Raw genomic sequence first — 15,194 nt, forward strand, 5'->3', positions numbered from 1 at the left:
GCTTGCTTCCCCATAACCCCGAACTCTGCACTGCTTTTTTTAAAGTTTTTAGAGGAACATTTTTCTGTTGTATAATGGCCTGCACTTTACCTAAATACACGAGTGCGACCATGATTGATACTTCCCTCCCCCTGACCGACGTCCATCGCCACCTTGATGGTAACATCCGTGCACAAACGATCCTGGATCTGGGCCGTCAGTTCAACTTAACGCTTCCGGCACAAACGTTGGAAACGCTGATCCCTCATGTGCAAGTCACATCAACTGAGCCAGATTTAGTGAGTTTTTTATCCAAGCTCGACTGGGGCGTGAAGGTACTGGCCTCGCTGGATGCGTGTCGTCGCGTGGCATTTGAAAATATTGAGGACGCAGCACGTAACGGCCTGCACTATGTTGAACTGCGTTTTTCCCCAGGCTACATGGCGATGGCGCATCAGCTCCCGGTTGCAGGTGTAGTTGAAGCCGTCATCGCAGGCGTACGCGAGGGCTGCAAGACCTTTGGCGTCGAAGCTCGCTTAATTGGCATTATGAGCCGTACTTTCGGCGAAGCCGCCTGTCTGCAGGAACTGGATGCGCTGTTAGCCCACCGAGACCATATTACGGCACTGGATCTGGCCGGTGACGAACTGGGGTTCCCGGGCAGCCTGTTCCTGTCTCACTTCAACCAGGCACGCGACGCCGGCTGGCGTATTACCGTGCATGCGGGCGAAGCCGCGGGACCAGAAAGCATCTGGCAGGCCATTAAAGAGCTAGGCGCTGAGCGTATTGGCCACGGCGTTAAAGCCGTTGAAGATCGTGCGTTGATGGATTACCTCGCCGAGCACCGTATCGGTATCGAATCCTGCCTGACATCAAACATTCAGACCAGCACCGTTGCCTCACTAGCGAACCATCCGCTGAAAACGTTCCTTGAGCATGGTGTTATCGCCAGTTTGAATACGGACGACCCGGCTGTTCAGGGTGTGGATATTATTCACGAGTACACCATTGCCGCACCAGCTGCAGGCCTAACGCGCGAACAGATCCGTCAGGCCCAAATCAACGGTCTGGAAATGGCATTCCTGAGTAACGAGGAAAAACGAGCCTTGCGCGAGAAAGTCGCCGCAGCGTAACAGGTAAAGTGCCGGATAGCGCTAACGCTTATCCGGCCTACGTTGGTTTTCATTGTAGGCCGGATACGATACCAGGAAGGTATCGCCTTGCGCCATTTACCTAATCAGGCAAGGCACAGCGTCGAACGATGTTTCGCAGATTCTATACCCAGCTCAATCAGCTCCATAATTTGGATAGCCTGTCTCGCCGGTACCGGGTTTTCACCGTTGCCGTTTAGCGCATCACGAATGCCAGCATAGTACGCCGGATAGTTGCCCGGTACGGTCAGCCAGGTTTCTTCAACCTGCTCTTCGCCTTCTACTCGGGTCAATATGCCATCGCGCATATCATAACCCCAGTCTTCCTGAGGCAGGCGCTCGCCATTTTTCAGGCGCTCTTCCTGCGGGTCAAGACCATACTTCACATAGCTGCCACGCGATCCGTGCACAATATAACGGGCCGATTCTGCAGCAGCAAGCATGGTGCCATGCAGGATCACACGACGCTGCGGATACGTCAGGATGGCATGGAAGTAATCCGTCGCCTGCGCGCCCGGACGCAGCTGGGCCAGGTCTACCGTCAGGCTGACGGGCAAACCAAACAGATTAATCGCCTGATCCAAAAGATGCGGTGCTAAATCGTACCAGATACCGCTTCCCGGACCGCCCTGTTCACGCCAACGGTCACGAACCTGTGGGCGGAAACGATCGAAATGGGACTCGAAATACGCCACCTCTCCCAAAACACCATCCGCCAGCAGAGCTTTCAGCGTCAGAAAATCACTGTCCCAGCGACGGTTATGGAATACAGACAACACACGCCCCAGGCTACGTGCCAGCGCATCCAACTCACGTGCTTGTGACAGTGTCACGGTAAAGGGCTTATCAACAACCACATGTTTGCCCGCTTCCAACGCTGCTTTCGCTAACGGGAAGTGCGTGTCGTTTGGCGTGGGGATCACAATCAGGTCGATATTTGGATCGTTAAAAAGATGCTTAGGCTCAGCAACAACCGTTACCGTAGGCCAGTCTGCCTTCACTTTTGCTTCATCACTACTGGACACTGCAGCCAGTTCCAGACCCGGCGTGCCCACAATCAGTGGGGCATGGAAGGTTTTGCTGGCATAACCATAGCCAATTAGCCCAACGCGGATGTTGTCACTCATGTTATTGCCTCTCAATTCAGGACTGACCTATTTCACACCATACCTTGCAACGTCTCAATAGTTTAATAACCTTTGCGCTACAAAGGTTGTTTTTTAACTTAAGTCAAACATATGCCACTTATGCTTAACTTGCAGCGAAAAAGAGGTAGAAATCGTTCCCAATCATCTTGCTGTATTAATGAGAGATTAGTAACATTTGCAGCCTGTGTTTATGGATAAATCAAAACAAATGTCATCAGTAATGAATCGTCTTATTGAATTAACAGGTTGGATTGTTCTCGCCGTCTCCGTGATCCTGCTGGGTGTTGCCAATCATATTGACAATTACCAGCCACCAGAGCCCGTTGCGGCAGTGCAGAAGAAATAAGCATCCGCAGCCTTTTATTGCCCGGCAATTAACATTGGTAGTTGCAGGGTCTGCCGGCAAAAGATCGCTTTCTGTCAAAAAAAGCGAATTATGCCGCGTCCCGCTCCGCTGCATATTGCCAGCGATCGCTAAGCGCGTTACCCTTGCTCAAGACGCGCATAGCGCCTGATTTTTCACAGGTATGAACACTCTTCTTACATTTGCACGTAAATGCGTTTTTACCTGTGCTCGTTGTTTATTTTTATATTTTCTACTCCGTTGGTATTATTTTATTAATATGGATCTGCATTTATGACCGTTCAGGATTACTTATTAAAATTCCGCAAAATCAGTTCGCTCGAAAGTCTGGAAAAACTGTTTGACCATCTTAACTACACGCTCACCGATGATAACGACATTATCAATATGTACCGTGCCGCAGACCATCGCCGTGCGGAGCTTATCTCCGGAGGTCGTCTGTTTGATGTTGGTCAGGTACCTAAATCAGTCTGGCATTACGTGCAATAAAGAAGAAAGTAGCGCTCAACGTTAAAAGCTTTATAATAATTGCCCCAAAATGAATGGCATGATTGATTGCGCGCGTAAACCTGGAGAAGAGATGACTACGACACCGGCACAACGTATCGGAGGCTGGCTACTTGGGCCACTGGCCTGGCTGTTAGTCGCTTTGTTGAGCGCTTCGCTGGCGTTATTACTTTATGTCACTGCGCTGGCTACACCGCAAACCTTCAAAACGCTGGGTGAGCAAAGTACGGCCAATTTGCTGTTATGGGGTGTTTCTTTTATTACCGCGATCGCCATGTGGTATTACACACTGTGGCTGACGATTGCGTTTTTCAAACGTAGAGCCTGTGTACCTAAGCATTACATTCTGTGGCTGCTGATCTCCGTGTTGCTGGCGATTAAAGCGTTTGCGTTTTCACCCGTCCCAGACGCTTTTGCCGTGCGCCAACTGCTGTTCCCATTACTGGCTGCAGCACTGTTGGTGCCCTACTTCAAACGATCGCAGCGCGTTAAATCGACGTTTGTGAACCCGTAATAACCCTACAGTTAACCTGTTGTCGCCTGTTGAAGATTGTCAGATAATAGGCGGCTTTTTATTTCAGGCCGAAAAATGACTGATTACCTGCTGCTGTTTGTCGGAACTGTACTGGTCAATAACTTTGTACTGGTGAAGTTTCTGGGCCTTTGCCCGTTTATGGGCGTTTCCAAAAAACTGGAAACCGCAATGGGTATGGGCCTTGCCACGACGTTTGTCATGACACTGGCATCCATCTGCGCCTGGCTGATTGATACCTGGATCCTAATTCCGCTCAATCTCATCTATCTGCGCACGCTGGCTTTTATTCTGGTTATCGCCGTCGTCGTGCAGTTTACCGAAATGGTTGTGCGCAAAACCAGCCCTGCGCTGTACCGCCTGCTGGGGATCTTCCTGCCGCTGATCACCACTAACTGCGCAGTGTTAGGTGTGGCGCTACTGAACATTAACCTCGGCCATAACTTTTTACAGTCGGCGCTATACGGTTTTTCCGCCGCCGTCGGCTTCTCGCTGGTGATGGTACTGTTCGCCGCGATCCGCGAACGCCTCGCCGTGGCGGACGTCCCAGCGCCGTTTCGCGGCAATGCGATTGCGCTGATTACCGCTGGTTTAATGTCATTGGCCTTTATGGGCTTTAGTGGTTTGGTGAAGTTGTAATGAATGCTATCTGGATTGCCGTTGCCGCAGTGAGTCTACTGGGTCTGGCGTTCGGCGCTATTTTGGGGTACGCCTCACGACGTTTTGCCGTTGAAGATGATCCGGTCGTGGAGAAAATTGATGAAATTCTCCCGCAAAGCCAGTGTGGCCAGTGCGGCTATCCGGGCTGTCATCCTTATGCTGAAGCGATCGGGTCTCAGGGTGAAAAAATTAACCGTTGCGCCCCCGGCGGCGAAGCGGTGATGTTAAAAATTGCCGCCCTGCTGAATGTCGATCCGCAGCCTATTGATGGCGATGAACAAGACGTTACGCCGGTGCGAATGCTGGCGGTCATTGATGAAAATAACTGTATTGGGTGCACTAAGTGTATTCAGGCCTGCCCGGTCGATGCCATCGTGGGCGCGACCCGCGCCATGCACACGGTAATGAGCGATCTCTGCACCGGGTGCAACCTGTGCGTTGACCCATGCCCGACGCAATGTATTGAATTACGCCCGGTAGCCGAGACACCCGATAGCTGGAAATGGGATTTAAACACCATCCCTGTGCGCATCATTCCCGTGGAACAACATGTTTAAGTTATTCTCTGCATTCAGAAAAAATAAAATCTGGGACTTTGATGGCGGCATTCATCCACCAGAAATGAAAACCCAGTCAAACGGAACGCCGTTGCGACAGGTTCCACTGGCGCCGCGTTTCGTTATTCCGCTGAAACAACATATTGGTGCGGAGGGTGAACTGTGCGTAAACGTGGGTGACACCGTGCTGCGTGGTCAGCCCTTAACCCGCGGACGTGGCAGAATGCTTCCAGTCCATGCGCCAACATCAGGCACCGTTGTTGCGATTGCCCCGCACTCCACCGCGCATCCTTCGGCACTGGCTGAGTTGAGCGTCATCATAGACGCCGATGGCGAAGATCGCTGGATTGAGCGAGACGGCTGGACCGATTATCGCTCCCACAGCCGGGAAGAGCTGATTGCGCGTATTCATCAGTACGGCGTCGCCGGGCTGGGTGGCGCAGGTTTTCCCACCGGCGTTAAACTGCAGGGCGGCGGAGATAAAATTGAAACGCTGATCATTAACGCCGCCGAATGCGAGCCGTACATTACGGCAGATGACCGCCTGATGCAGGACTGTGCCGCTCAGGTCGTCGAAGGTATCCGCATCCTGGCGCACATTCTTCAGCCACGCGAGATCCTCCTGGGTATCGAAGATAACAAACCGCAGGCAATATCTATGCTGCGCGCGGTGCTGGCTGATTCACACGACATTAGCCTACGCGTGATCCCCACCAAGTACCCGTCCGGCGGGGCCAAGCAGTTAACACAAATCCTGACCGGCAAGCAGGTTCCCCACGGCGGACGCTCCTCTGATATCGGCGTATTGATGCAAAACGTCGGAACCGCCTATGCAATTAAACGTGCAGTAATCGACGGAGAGCCGATCACCGAACGTGTCGTGACGCTAACCGGTGAAGCAGTCAGTCGTCCGGGCAACGTCTGGGCGCGTTTAGGTACGCCGGTTCGTCATCTGCTCAACGACGCGGGCTTCTGCCCTTCCGCCGACCAGATGGTGATTATGGGCGGGCCGCTGATGGGCTTTACGCTGCCGTGGCTGGATGTCCCGGTGGTGAAGATAACCAACTGTCTTCTGGCCCCCTCTGCCAGTGAAATGGGTGAAACGCCAGAAGAGAAAGGCTGCATTCGCTGTAGCGCATGCGCCGATGCCTGTCCGGCCGATCTCCTGCCACAACAGCTTTACTGGTTCAGTAAAGGGCAACAGCACGACAAAGCGACGGCCCACAATATCGCCGACTGTATTGAATGCGGTGCCTGCGCCTGGGTATGCCCAAGCAATATTCCACTGGTACAGTATTTCCGTCAGGAAAAAGCCGAGATTTACGCCATTAGTCAGGAAGAAAAGCGCGCCGCAGAAGCAAAAGCTCGGTTTGAAGCCCGACAGGCGCGCCTTGAACGTGAAAAAGCGGCACGTCTTGAACGCCATAAGAGCGCCGCTGCTCAGCCGGCGGCCAAAGATCATGATGCCATTGCCGCCGCGCTGGCTCGCGTAAAAGAAAAGCAGGCTCAGGCACTGCAACCGGTGGTCATTCAGGCAGGTGAAAAACCTGACAATAGCGCCGTGATTGCCGCACGCGAGGCGCGTAAGGCGCAAGCTCGTGCTTCCCGTAAGGAAAATCCGCCGCAAAGTGAAGGCAGCAGCACGGGTACAGACCCGCGTAAAGCTGCCGTGGAAGCGGCAATTGCCCGCGCCAAAGCCCGCAAGCTTGAGCAAGAAACGGTAACAGAAACGGCCGAGCCGGTTGACCCGCGTAAAGCCGCCGTCGAAGCAGCAATCGCTCGCGCCAAGGCCCGCAAGCTCGAGCAAGAAGCGGTAACGGAAACGGCCGAACCGGTTGATCCGCGTAAAGCTGCCGTGGAAGCGGCAATCGCCCGCGCCAAAGCTCGCAAGCTCGAGCAGCAGGCGGTAACAGAAACAACCGAACCGGTTGATCCGCGTAAAGCTGCCGTGGAAGCGGCAATCGCCCGCGCCAAAGCCCGCAAGCTTGAACAAGAAGCGGTAACAGAAACAGCCGAGCCGGTTGATCCACGTAAAGCCGCCGTCGCGGCCGCCATCGCACGCGCTCAGGCAAAGAAAGCCGCACAGCAGCAGGTTGTAAACGAGGAATAAATGGTATTCAGAATAGCAAGCTCCCCTTATACCCATAACCAGCGCCAGACATCGCGTATCATGATGCTGGTGTTACTTGCTGCATTGCCGGGGATCGCCGCTCAGCTGTGGTTCTTCGGCTGGGGCACGTTGTTCCAGATCGTTCTCGCTGCCATCAGCGCTATTGCTGCCGAAGCGGGTGTGCTTAAACTGCGTAAACAACCCATTGTGGCAATTTTAAAAGACAACTCTGCGTTACTCACCGGGTTGCTTTTGGCCGTCAGTATTCCGCCCCTCGCGCCATGGTGGATGGTGGTATTAGGCACGGTATTTGCGGTTATCATTGCGAAACAGCTGTATGGCGGGCTCGGGCAGAACCCGTTTAACCCTGCCATGATTGGCTATGTCGTGCTGCTCATCTCATTTCCGGTACAGATGACCAGTTGGCTGCCGCCGCATGAAATTGCGGCCACGGTGCCTGGTTTCTTTGACGCCCTGAACGTTATCTTTAACGGGCATACCGCCAGCGGAGGGGATATGAATTCGCTGCGTATGGGTATCGATGGTATCAGTCAGGCAACACCTCTTGATACTTTTAAGACATCCCTGCATGCCGGACGTACCGTTGAGCAGGTGATGCAATACCCGATCTACAGCGGCATGCTGGCAGGCGCTGGCTGGCAGTGGGTGAACCTTGCCTGGCTGGTTGGTGGCATCGTGCTGTTATGGCAAAAAGCGATTCGCTGGCATATCCCGGTTAGCTTCCTGCTGTCGCTCGCCGTTTGCGCCACTTTAGGTTGGATTTTTTCGCCAGACTCACTGGCATCGCCTCAGTTGCATTTGCTTTCCGGCGCGACGATGTTAGGTGCGTTCTTTATTCTTACCGATCCCGTTACAGCATCAACAACCAACCGTGGTCGTCTGATTTTTGGCGCGCTTGCGGGCCTGTTAGTGTGGTTGATACGCAGTTTTGGTGGTTATCCTGATGGCGTGGCTTTTGCCGTGTTGCTGGCCAATATCACGGTTCCCCTGATTGATTATTACACCCGCCCTCGCGTGTACGGACATCGCTAAGGACTAGATATGCTGAAAACGATTCGTAAACACGGTATTACACTGGCGCTGTTTGCTGCGGGCTCAACGGGGTTAACCGCAGCAATCAATCAATTAACCAAGTCAACCATTGATGAACAGGCCGCGATACAGCAAAAAACGCTGTTCGATCAGGTTATACCTGGCGATCGCTACAATAATAACTTGTCTGAAAGTTGTTATCTGGTCAATGCGCCGGCGTTAGGCAAAGGTACGCACCGTGTATATATTGCCCGCCAGGACGATCGTCCTGTTGCTGCGATTCTTGAAGCTACGGCGCCAGATGGTTATTCCGGGGCGATTCAACTGCTGGTGGGTGTCGATTTCACGGGTACCGTGTTGGGTACGCGGGTTACCGAACACCATGAAACACCTGGGCTGGGCGATAAAATCGAACTGCGACTGTCCGACTGGATCACCCATTTTAGCGGTAAAACAATTTCTGCGGATAACACCTCTCACTGGGCAGTGAAAAAAGATGGCGGCGACTTTGACCAGTTTACTGGCGCAACCATTACACCACGTGCGGTGGTTAACGCGGTTAAACGTGCCGGCCTGTATGCGCAGACGCTGCCTGCGCAACTCCCTCAACTTAGCGCCTGTGGAGAATAACCATGAGCGAAATTAAAGACGTGATTGTCCAGGGGTTATGGAAAAATAACTCCGCGCTTGTGCAACTACTCGGGATGTGTCCGCTGTTGGCCGTCACTTCTACCGCAACTAACGCGCTGGGTCTTGGACTTGCGACTACGCTCGTCCTGACGCTGACCAACCTGACGATTTCAGCCCTTCGCCGCTGGACACCGCCAGAAATTCGTATTCCGATTTATGTCATGATTATCGCCTCCGTGGTGAGTGCGGTACAGATGTTGATCAATGCCTACGCCTTCGGCCTGTATCAGTCTCTGGGTATCTTCATCCCGCTGATTGTAACCAACTGCATTGTTGTTGGCCGTGCAGAAGCCTTCGCCGCCAAAAAGGGCCCTGCGTTATCCGCACTTGATGGTTTCTCCATCGGCATGGGCGCAACAGGTGCCATGTTTGTTCTGGGCTCGCTGCGTGAAATAATTGGTAACGGTACACTGTTTGATGGTGCAGATGGTTTATTGGGTAGCTGGGCCAAAGTCTTGCGCGTTGAGATCTTCCATACTGATACGCCGTTTCTGCTGGCCATGCTGCCACCGGGCGCGTTTATTGGCCTGGGTCTGATGCTGGCGGTGAAGTATCTGATTGATGAGAAAATGAAGAAACGTCGTGCCGAGGCGGCTGTCGTGGACAGTCCCGCGGGTGAAACAGGGAATGCGTAATGAACAAAGCAAAACGTCTGGAAATACTGACGCGCCTGCGGGATAACAACCCGCATCCGACAACCGAGCTTAATTTTACATCGCCGTTTGAACTGTTGATTTCGGTCTTGCTCTCCGCACAAGCGACCGATGTCAGCGTCAATAAAGCGACAGCTAAGCTATACCCCGTCGCCAATACGCCGGCTGCGATGCTGGAGCTCGGTGTTGAAGGTGTTAAGTCCTACATCAAGACAATCGGTTTGTTTAACAGCAAAGCAGAAAACGTAATTAAAACCTGCCGCATTCTGCTGGAACAACATAATGGTGAAGTGCCTGAAGACCGTGCGGCGTTAGAAGCTCTCCCTGGAGTTGGGCGAAAGACGGCTAATGTAGTGTTAAATACCGCCTTTGGCTGGCCCACTATCGCCGTAGACACCCACATTTTTCGCGTCTGTAATCGCACGCAATTCGCCCCGGGTAAAAACGTCGAGCAGGTTGAAGAGAAGCTGCTGAAAGTCGTACCCAGTGAATTTAAAGTCGATTGCCATCACTGGTTAATTCTTCATGGTCGCTACACCTGCATCGCCAGAAAGCCGCGCTGTGGTTCCTGTATTATTGAAGATCTCTGCGAATTCAAAGAGAAAGTCGATATCTAATGCTGCCGGGGCATCCTCCTAGCCCCTTACATACATAACGATTAGTTATGCACTCCCTAGCGTTTATTTTCCCGATAATGATGCCATTCAATTGCTCATATCTAATGCAATATTCTTGTTAATTAACACCTGAGCAGGTTAATCGTTTTTTTAGCAAAAGAAATTTCTATCTATACGTGATCCAGATCATCCAGCTAACACAATGTTAATAAATTTTTATTTTTTAGTTAAGGTGACAATTAGATGACCTAACTGCACAGTTTCTAAACAAAACATTACACTGCCTATTTTTCAGATAATGGCCTATATCACTGGATTCAACCTTAAATAGCAGAACATATCGCCACATTGCGGTTATGGCGGTGATTAAACAGTGTAAAAATCTGCCATTTTAGAAATGAAGAAATTTAACGCTAGATAACATTTCACAGCCCCGACGATTTCACCAGTCATGATATATGTAACAGATTATTACAAACCACTTGTCTGAATGGTCAAGATAGTGAACATTACTTGCCGTTTCCCCTCCCACTATAACAATCGGACGGATGAACTTGACTCATCACGTACCTGAACACCCCCGTTGATATGGGATGTAAAAAAAGAGGTAAAAGTGTCTACTGCAAACAATAAACCAACAGAAAGCGTAAGTTTAAACGCCTTCAAACAACCAAAAGCGTTCTATCTCATTTTCTCTATTGAGCTGTGGGAACGTTTTGGTTATTACGGCCTGCAAGGGATTATGGCCGTCTACCTGGTTAAACAGCTGGGTATGTCAGAAGCGGATTCCATCACCCTTTTCTCGTCCTTTAGCGCCCTGGTGTACGGTCTGGTTGCCATTGGCGGCTGGTTAGGTGATAAAGTTCTGGGAACAAAACGTGTCATTATGCTGGGTGCCGTTGTGCTGGCCATCGGTTATGCGTTGGTAGCATGGTCCGGTCACGATGCAGGTATCGTTTATATGGGCATGGCGGCCATCGCGGTCGGTAACGGCCTGTTTAAAGCAAACCCATCCTCCCTGCTCTCTACCTGCTATGCCAAAGATGACCCGCGTCTTGATGGTGCATTTACCATGTACTACATGTCCGTCAACATCGGTTCATTCTTCTCTATGCTGGCAACGCCATGGTTGGCTGCGCGCTACGGCTGGAGCACCGCGTTCGCTCTGAGCGTCGTGGGTATGCTGATTACCGTTGTTAACTTCGCATTCTGTCAGCGCTGGGTTAAACAGTACGGTTCTAAACCTGACTTTGAACCGATCAACTTCCGTAACCTGCTGCTGACCATTGCTGGCGTTGTGGTACTGATCGCGATTGCAACCTGGTTGTTGCACAACCAGCAGATCGCACGTATGGTTCTGGGCGTCATTGCGCTGGGTATCGTGTTCATCTTCGGTAAAGAAGCCTTCACCATGCACGGTGCTGCGCGTCGTAAAATGATCGTCGCCTTCATCCTGATGCTGGAAGCGATTATCTTCTTCGTGCTGTACAGCCAGATGCCGACTTCGCTGAACTTCTTTGCGATTCGTAACGTTGAGCACTCTATTCTTGGCATTGCTTTTGAACCTGAACAGTACCAGGCGCTGAACCCGTTCTGGATCATCATTGGTAGCCCAATCCTCGCTGCTATCTATAACAAGATGGGCGATACCCTGCCAATGCCGACCAAGTTTGCGATTGGTATGGTGCTGTGTTCCGGTGCGTTCCTGATCCTGCCACTGGGCGCGAAATTCGCTACCGATGCGGGCATCGTTTCCGTTAACTGGCTGATTATCTGCTACGGTCTGCAAAGTATCGGTGAGCTGATGATCTCCGGTCTGGGTCTGGCAATGGTGGCACAGTTAGTTCCGCAACGCCTGATGGGCTTCATCATGGGTAGCTGGTTCCTGACCACTGCCGGTGCAAACATCATCGGTGGCTACGTAGCTAACATGATGGCTGTACCAGAGAACGTGACTGACCCGCTGATGTCCCTTGAAGTCTACGGTCGTGTGTTCCTGCAGATTGGTGTCGCAACGGCAGTTATCGCTGTTCTGATGCTGCTGACGGCTCCGAAACTGAACCGTATGACTCAGGACGATGACGTCAATGAGAAAGCCTCTAAGGCCGCGACAGCGTAATTCTCAGGGAAACTCATTTTCAGGCCGCTAACTGTTGTTAGCGGCTTTTTTTTTGCCTGAGGTAGCACTACCATACGATATACCTCAGCCAAAAGGAGTTACCGATGAAACTGTTCTACAAACCGGGCGCTTGTTCTCTCGCTTCCCACATCACACTTCGTGAGAGCGGTAAAGATTTCACGCTGGATGGTGTTGATCTGATGAAGAAACGTCTGGAAAATGGCGATGATTTTTTCGCGGTAAACCCAAAAGGGCAAGTTCCCGCACTGTTGCTGGATGACGGTACGCTACTTACCGAAGGTGTCGCCATCATGCAATACCTGGCGGACAGCGTGCCAGACCGCCAGCTCCTTGCCCCTACCAGCAGCCTCTCCCGTTACAAAACCATCGAATGGCTTAACTACATTGCGACTGAACTGCATAAAGGCTTTACGCCACTGTTCCGTCCCGATACGCCGGAAGACTTTAAGCCAACCGTTCGTGCGCTGCTGGAGAAAAAAATGCAGTATGTGAACGACTCGCTGAAAGATAACCAATGGATCTGCGGCCCGCGCTTCAGCATCGCCGATGCCTATCTGTTTACCGTACTGCGTTGGGCCTATGCGGTTAAGCTGAATATGGCAGGATTAAGTAATATTGATGCCTATATGGCGCGAATGGCTGAACGCCCGGCGGTTGCCGCCGCGCTGAAAGCAGAAGGCTTAAATTAATTGTTGTTGCCGGGTGGCACTTGCACATACCCGGCCTACAGCTAAAAATATGCCCGATAAGCGTGAGCGCCATCGGGCATCGATTACAGCTGCGTTGCGCTAAAGTAGTGTTCAGGCTTGGCGATACGGTCCTGCGCGGCCACGACCTGCAGCTCATACTCGTGCATCTCTTTGGTAGTGATCATCACTTCGTACACCGCCGCAGTCACATGCTCAAGCGCCTGTTGTAAAGATGCGCCCTGCAGCAGTTTCACCAGCAACAAGCCACTCGTCACATCACCCACACCAACCGGTTGACGTGCGCCAAAATCGACTAACGGACGACTGATATGCCACGCCTGTTCAGCGGTGACCAGCAGCATTTCGAAACGGTCGGTGCTGATACCTGCGCGTGCCAGATGCTTCACCAGTACAATTTCAGGTCCCTGAGCGATCAGTTCACGCGCTGCTGCAACGGCCTCATCGACGTTGTTCACCGCATGCTCGCACAGAATTTCGAGCTCAACCAGATTTGGGGCAATAATGTCACTGGCCGGAAGCGCATGGCGTACATGAAATTCCGCCACTCCGGGTGCAACAATACACCCCTTTTCAGGGTGTCCCATCACCGGATCGCAAAAGTATTTTGCCTGCGGGTTTGCCGCTTTTACTTTGCGAACAATACCCAAAATATGCTCGCCCTGTTCTGCTGAGCCAAGATAGCCGCTCAGTACTGCGTCACAGGTCTGGAGTTTATCGATATCAGCAATGCCCTGAACAATTTCAGTCAGGTGGCTCGGCGGCATAACGCAACCGGTCCATTTGCCATACTGCGTGTGGTTTGAAAACTGAACGGTATTCAGCGGCCAGACATTTGCGCCAAGACGACGCATCGGAAATTCTGCTGCACTGTTGCCCGCATGACCAAAAACAACGTGGGACTGGATGGCGAGGATATTCTTCATTTTACTTACCACAACCCTGAAAAAATAAAGGGGCGTAGTTTCCCACGCCCCTGCTAACTCAATCTTACTTCCAGCAAATCAGACAATAGTTCTTCTTGCCACGGCGCAGTAAGGTATAGCGCCCGAACAGGATATCACTATCCTGGAAGAAATATTCCGGATCGGACTGCTTCTCACCGTTGATGGTTACCGCGTTTGACGCAATGGTCTTACGTGCCTGACCGCGAGAAGGTTGCAGCTCGGAGTCCACCAGCGCCTGCATCAAATCGGCACCTTTGTCCATCTCGATCATCGGCACACCATCCTGCGCCAGCTGTTCGAAATCTGCTTCACTCAAATCGCTGAGATTGCCGTTGAACAAACTTTCGGTAATGCGTTTTGCCGCGACCAGACCTTCTTCACCGTGAACCAGACGCGTAACCTGTTCGGCCAGAACATACTGGGCACGCGGCGCTTTACCGCTGTTTTTATCTTCTTCTTCCAGCGCATTGATTTCTTCAATGTCCATGAAAGTGAAGAATTTCAGGAAGCGATAAACGTCCGCATCGGCGGTGTTGATCCAGAACTGGTAGAATTTGTACGGACTGGTTTTCTTCGGATCCAGCCACACTGCGCCGCCTTCCGTCTTACCGAATTTGGTGCCATCAGCTTTAGTGATCAGCGGAACGGTCAGACCAAACACCTGATTCTGGTGCAAACGACGGGTTAAATCGATACCCGAAGTAATGTTACCCCACTGGTCAGAACCACCAATCTGCAGTGCCACGCCGTGCAGTTTGTTCAGGCAGGCAAAGTCATAACCCTGCAGCAGGTTGTAAGAAAACTCGGTAAAGGAGATCCCCTGATCGTCACGGTTCAGACGCTGCTTAACCGCTTCTTTGTTGATCATCTGGTTAACGGAGAAGTGTTTGCCGATATCACGCAGGAAAGTCAGTACGTTCATACCGCCAAACCAGTCGTAGTTGTTCGCAGCAATCGCCGAGTTGTCGCCACAGTCGAAATCGAGGAACGGTGCAACCTGTTTGCGGATTTTATCCACCCACTCCTGCACAGTGTCTTCGGTATTCAGTTTACGCTCGGCGGCTTTAAAGCTCGGGTCACCAATCAGACCGGTTGCGCCACCTACCAGTGCAACAGGCTTATGGCCTGCCTGCTGGAAGCGTTTCAGGCATAACAATGGAACCAGATGCCCCAAATGCAAGCTGTCAGCGGTAGGATCGAAGCCGCAATAGAGCGCGATCGGGCCTTGCGCCAGTCGCTCTGCTAACGCTTCCTCGTCCGTCACCTGGGCCACCAGCCCCCGCTCTTGCAATTGTTTAATCAAGTTACTGCTTGCCATCAAAATCTCCATGTATAAAACGACTGCACCTTTGCCGGTACACGACTTTTCGCCTGATGCG

Annotated in this window: 16 protein-coding genes; 13 read left to right on the forward strand and 3 right to left on the reverse strand. The window is 52.0% G+C overall.

Features of this window, described 5'->3' with window-relative positions; translation table 11 throughout:
- Positions 1-110: 110 nt before the first annotated feature.
- Entirely contained in the window at positions 111-1,112 is a 1,002-nt protein-coding gene (add, locus tag OGX83_RS07085; protein WP_079934112.1) for an adenosine deaminase, read from the forward strand.
- A 104-nt stretch (positions 1,113-1,216) separates the two neighbouring features.
- Here add and OGX83_RS07090 read toward each other — a convergent pair whose 3' ends face one another.
- Positions 1,217-2,257 carry an oxidoreductase gene (locus OGX83_RS07090; RefSeq protein ID WP_186413426.1) on the reverse strand — a complete coding sequence of 347 codons (1,041 nt, stop codon included), beginning with the start codon at positions 2,255-2,257 and terminating at the stop codon, positions 1,217-1,219.
- A 241-nt stretch (positions 2,258-2,498) separates the two neighbouring features.
- Here OGX83_RS07090 and blr point away from each other — a divergent pair, with 241 nt between their 5' ends.
- From blr to gstA, 12 genes are all read left to right on the forward strand, one after another.
- Positions 2,499-2,624, forward strand: a complete 126-nt coding sequence (blr, locus tag OGX83_RS07095) for a division septum protein Blr (RefSeq protein WP_003029134.1) — start codon at positions 2,499-2,501, stop codon at positions 2,622-2,624.
- A gap of 291 nt (positions 2,625-2,915) precedes the next feature.
- Positions 2,916-3,131, forward strand: a complete 216-nt coding sequence (gene ydgT / locus OGX83_RS07100; protein WP_008784684.1) for a transcription modulator YdgT — start codon at positions 2,916-2,918, stop codon at positions 3,129-3,131.
- A 91-nt stretch (positions 3,132-3,222) separates the two neighbouring features.
- On the forward strand, positions 3,223-3,663 hold the full coding sequence (locus OGX83_RS07105; protein ID WP_020996422.1) for a DUF2569 domain-containing protein: 441 nt from the start codon (positions 3,223-3,225) through the stop codon (positions 3,661-3,663).
- Positions 3,664-3,738: 75 nt separating this feature from the next.
- On the forward strand, positions 3,739-4,320 hold the full coding sequence (gene rsxA / locus OGX83_RS07110; RefSeq protein WP_003029144.1) for an electron transport complex subunit RsxA: 582 nt from the start codon (positions 3,739-3,741) through the stop codon (positions 4,318-4,320).
- Entirely contained in the window at positions 4,320-4,898 is a 579-nt protein-coding gene (gene rsxB, locus OGX83_RS07115; RefSeq protein ID WP_032943340.1) for an electron transport complex subunit RsxB, read from the forward strand. The genes rsxA and rsxB overlap by 1 nt, the downstream gene beginning before the upstream one ends.
- Positions 4,891-7,008 carry an electron transport complex subunit RsxC gene (rsxC, locus tag OGX83_RS07120; protein WP_174770301.1) on the forward strand — a complete coding sequence of 706 codons (2,118 nt, stop codon included), beginning with the start codon at positions 4,891-4,893 and terminating at the stop codon, positions 7,006-7,008. The genes rsxB and rsxC overlap by 8 nt, the downstream gene beginning before the upstream one ends.
- Entirely contained in the window at positions 7,009-8,061 is a 1,053-nt protein-coding gene (gene rsxD, locus OGX83_RS07125; protein ID WP_008784680.1) for an electron transport complex subunit RsxD, read from the forward strand.
- Between the two features lie 9 nt (positions 8,062-8,070).
- On the forward strand, positions 8,071-8,691 hold the full coding sequence (gene rsxG, locus OGX83_RS07130; protein ID WP_071446499.1) for an electron transport complex subunit RsxG: 621 nt from the start codon (positions 8,071-8,073) through the stop codon (positions 8,689-8,691).
- A gap of 2 nt (positions 8,692-8,693) precedes the next feature.
- Complete coding sequence (locus OGX83_RS07135) at positions 8,694-9,386, forward strand: electron transport complex subunit E (protein WP_008784678.1); 693 nt, start codon at positions 8,694-8,696, stop codon at positions 9,384-9,386.
- Complete coding sequence (nth, locus tag OGX83_RS07140) at positions 9,386-10,021, forward strand: endonuclease III (RefSeq protein ID WP_003029161.1); 636 nt, start codon at positions 9,386-9,388, stop codon at positions 10,019-10,021. Before OGX83_RS07135 ends, nth begins: the two co-directional genes overlap by 1 nt.
- A gap of 613 nt (positions 10,022-10,634) precedes the next feature.
- Positions 10,635-12,140, forward strand: coding sequence for a dipeptide/tripeptide permease DtpA (gene dtpA, locus OGX83_RS07145; RefSeq protein ID WP_020996425.1), 1,506 nt, complete (start codon positions 10,635-10,637; stop codon positions 12,138-12,140).
- 104 nt (positions 12,141-12,244) lie between these two features.
- Positions 12,245-12,850, forward strand: coding sequence for a glutathione transferase GstA (gstA, locus tag OGX83_RS07150; protein ID WP_003832787.1), 606 nt, complete (start codon positions 12,245-12,247; stop codon positions 12,848-12,850).
- Between the two features lie 83 nt (positions 12,851-12,933).
- On the opposite strand, the gene pdxY is transcribed toward gstA, so the two are convergent.
- On the reverse strand, positions 12,934-13,794 hold the full coding sequence (gene pdxY, locus OGX83_RS07155) for a pyridoxal kinase PdxY (RefSeq protein ID WP_008784675.1): 861 nt from the start codon (positions 13,792-13,794) through the stop codon (positions 12,934-12,936).
- Positions 13,795-13,858: 64 nt separating this feature from the next.
- Positions 13,859-15,133, reverse strand: a complete 1,275-nt coding sequence (gene tyrS / locus OGX83_RS07160; RefSeq protein ID WP_020996426.1) for a tyrosine--tRNA ligase — start codon at positions 15,131-15,133, stop codon at positions 13,859-13,861.
- Positions 15,134-15,194: the final 61 nt, after the last annotated feature.

The sequence above is a fragment of the Citrobacter sp. Cpo074 genome, from assembly GCF_030332745.1.
Taxonomy (GTDB): Bacteria; Pseudomonadota; Gammaproteobacteria; order Enterobacterales; family Enterobacteriaceae; genus Citrobacter; species Citrobacter portucalensis.

Coding starts and splice junctions, on each gene's coding strand:
- add (WP_079934112.1), top strand. CDS start 111: ATGATTGATACTTCCCTCCCCCTGACCGACGTCCATCGCCACCTTGAT.
- OGX83_RS07090 (WP_186413426.1), bottom strand. CDS start 2,257: ATGAGTGACAACATCCGCGTTGGGCTAATTGGCTATGGTTATGCCAGC.
- blr (WP_003029134.1), top strand. CDS start 2,499: ATGAATCGTCTTATTGAATTAACAGGTTGGATTGTTCTCGCCGTCTCC.
- ydgT (WP_008784684.1), top strand. CDS start 2,916: ATGACCGTTCAGGATTACTTATTAAAATTCCGCAAAATCAGTTCGCTC.
- OGX83_RS07105 (WP_020996422.1), top strand. CDS start 3,223: ATGACTACGACACCGGCACAACGTATCGGAGGCTGGCTACTTGGGCCA.
- rsxA (WP_003029144.1), top strand. CDS start 3,739: ATGACTGATTACCTGCTGCTGTTTGTCGGAACTGTACTGGTCAATAAC.
- rsxB (WP_032943340.1), top strand. CDS start 4,320: ATGAATGCTATCTGGATTGCCGTTGCCGCAGTGAGTCTACTGGGTCTG.
- rsxC (WP_174770301.1), top strand. CDS start 4,891: ATGTTTAAGTTATTCTCTGCATTCAGAAAAAATAAAATCTGGGACTTT.
- rsxD (WP_008784680.1), top strand. CDS start 7,009: ATGGTATTCAGAATAGCAAGCTCCCCTTATACCCATAACCAGCGCCAG.
- rsxG (WP_071446499.1), top strand. CDS start 8,071: ATGCTGAAAACGATTCGTAAACACGGTATTACACTGGCGCTGTTTGCT.
- OGX83_RS07135 (WP_008784678.1), top strand. CDS start 8,694: ATGAGCGAAATTAAAGACGTGATTGTCCAGGGGTTATGGAAAAATAAC.
- nth (WP_003029161.1), top strand. CDS start 9,386: ATGAACAAAGCAAAACGTCTGGAAATACTGACGCGCCTGCGGGATAAC.
- gstA (WP_003832787.1), top strand. CDS start 12,245: ATGAAACTGTTCTACAAACCGGGCGCTTGTTCTCTCGCTTCCCACATC.
- pdxY (WP_008784675.1), bottom strand. CDS start 13,794: ATGAAGAATATCCTCGCCATCCAGTCCCACGTTGTTTTTGGTCATGCG.
- tyrS (WP_020996426.1), bottom strand. CDS start 15,133: ATGGCAAGCAGTAACTTGATTAAACAATTGCAAGAGCGGGGGCTGGTG.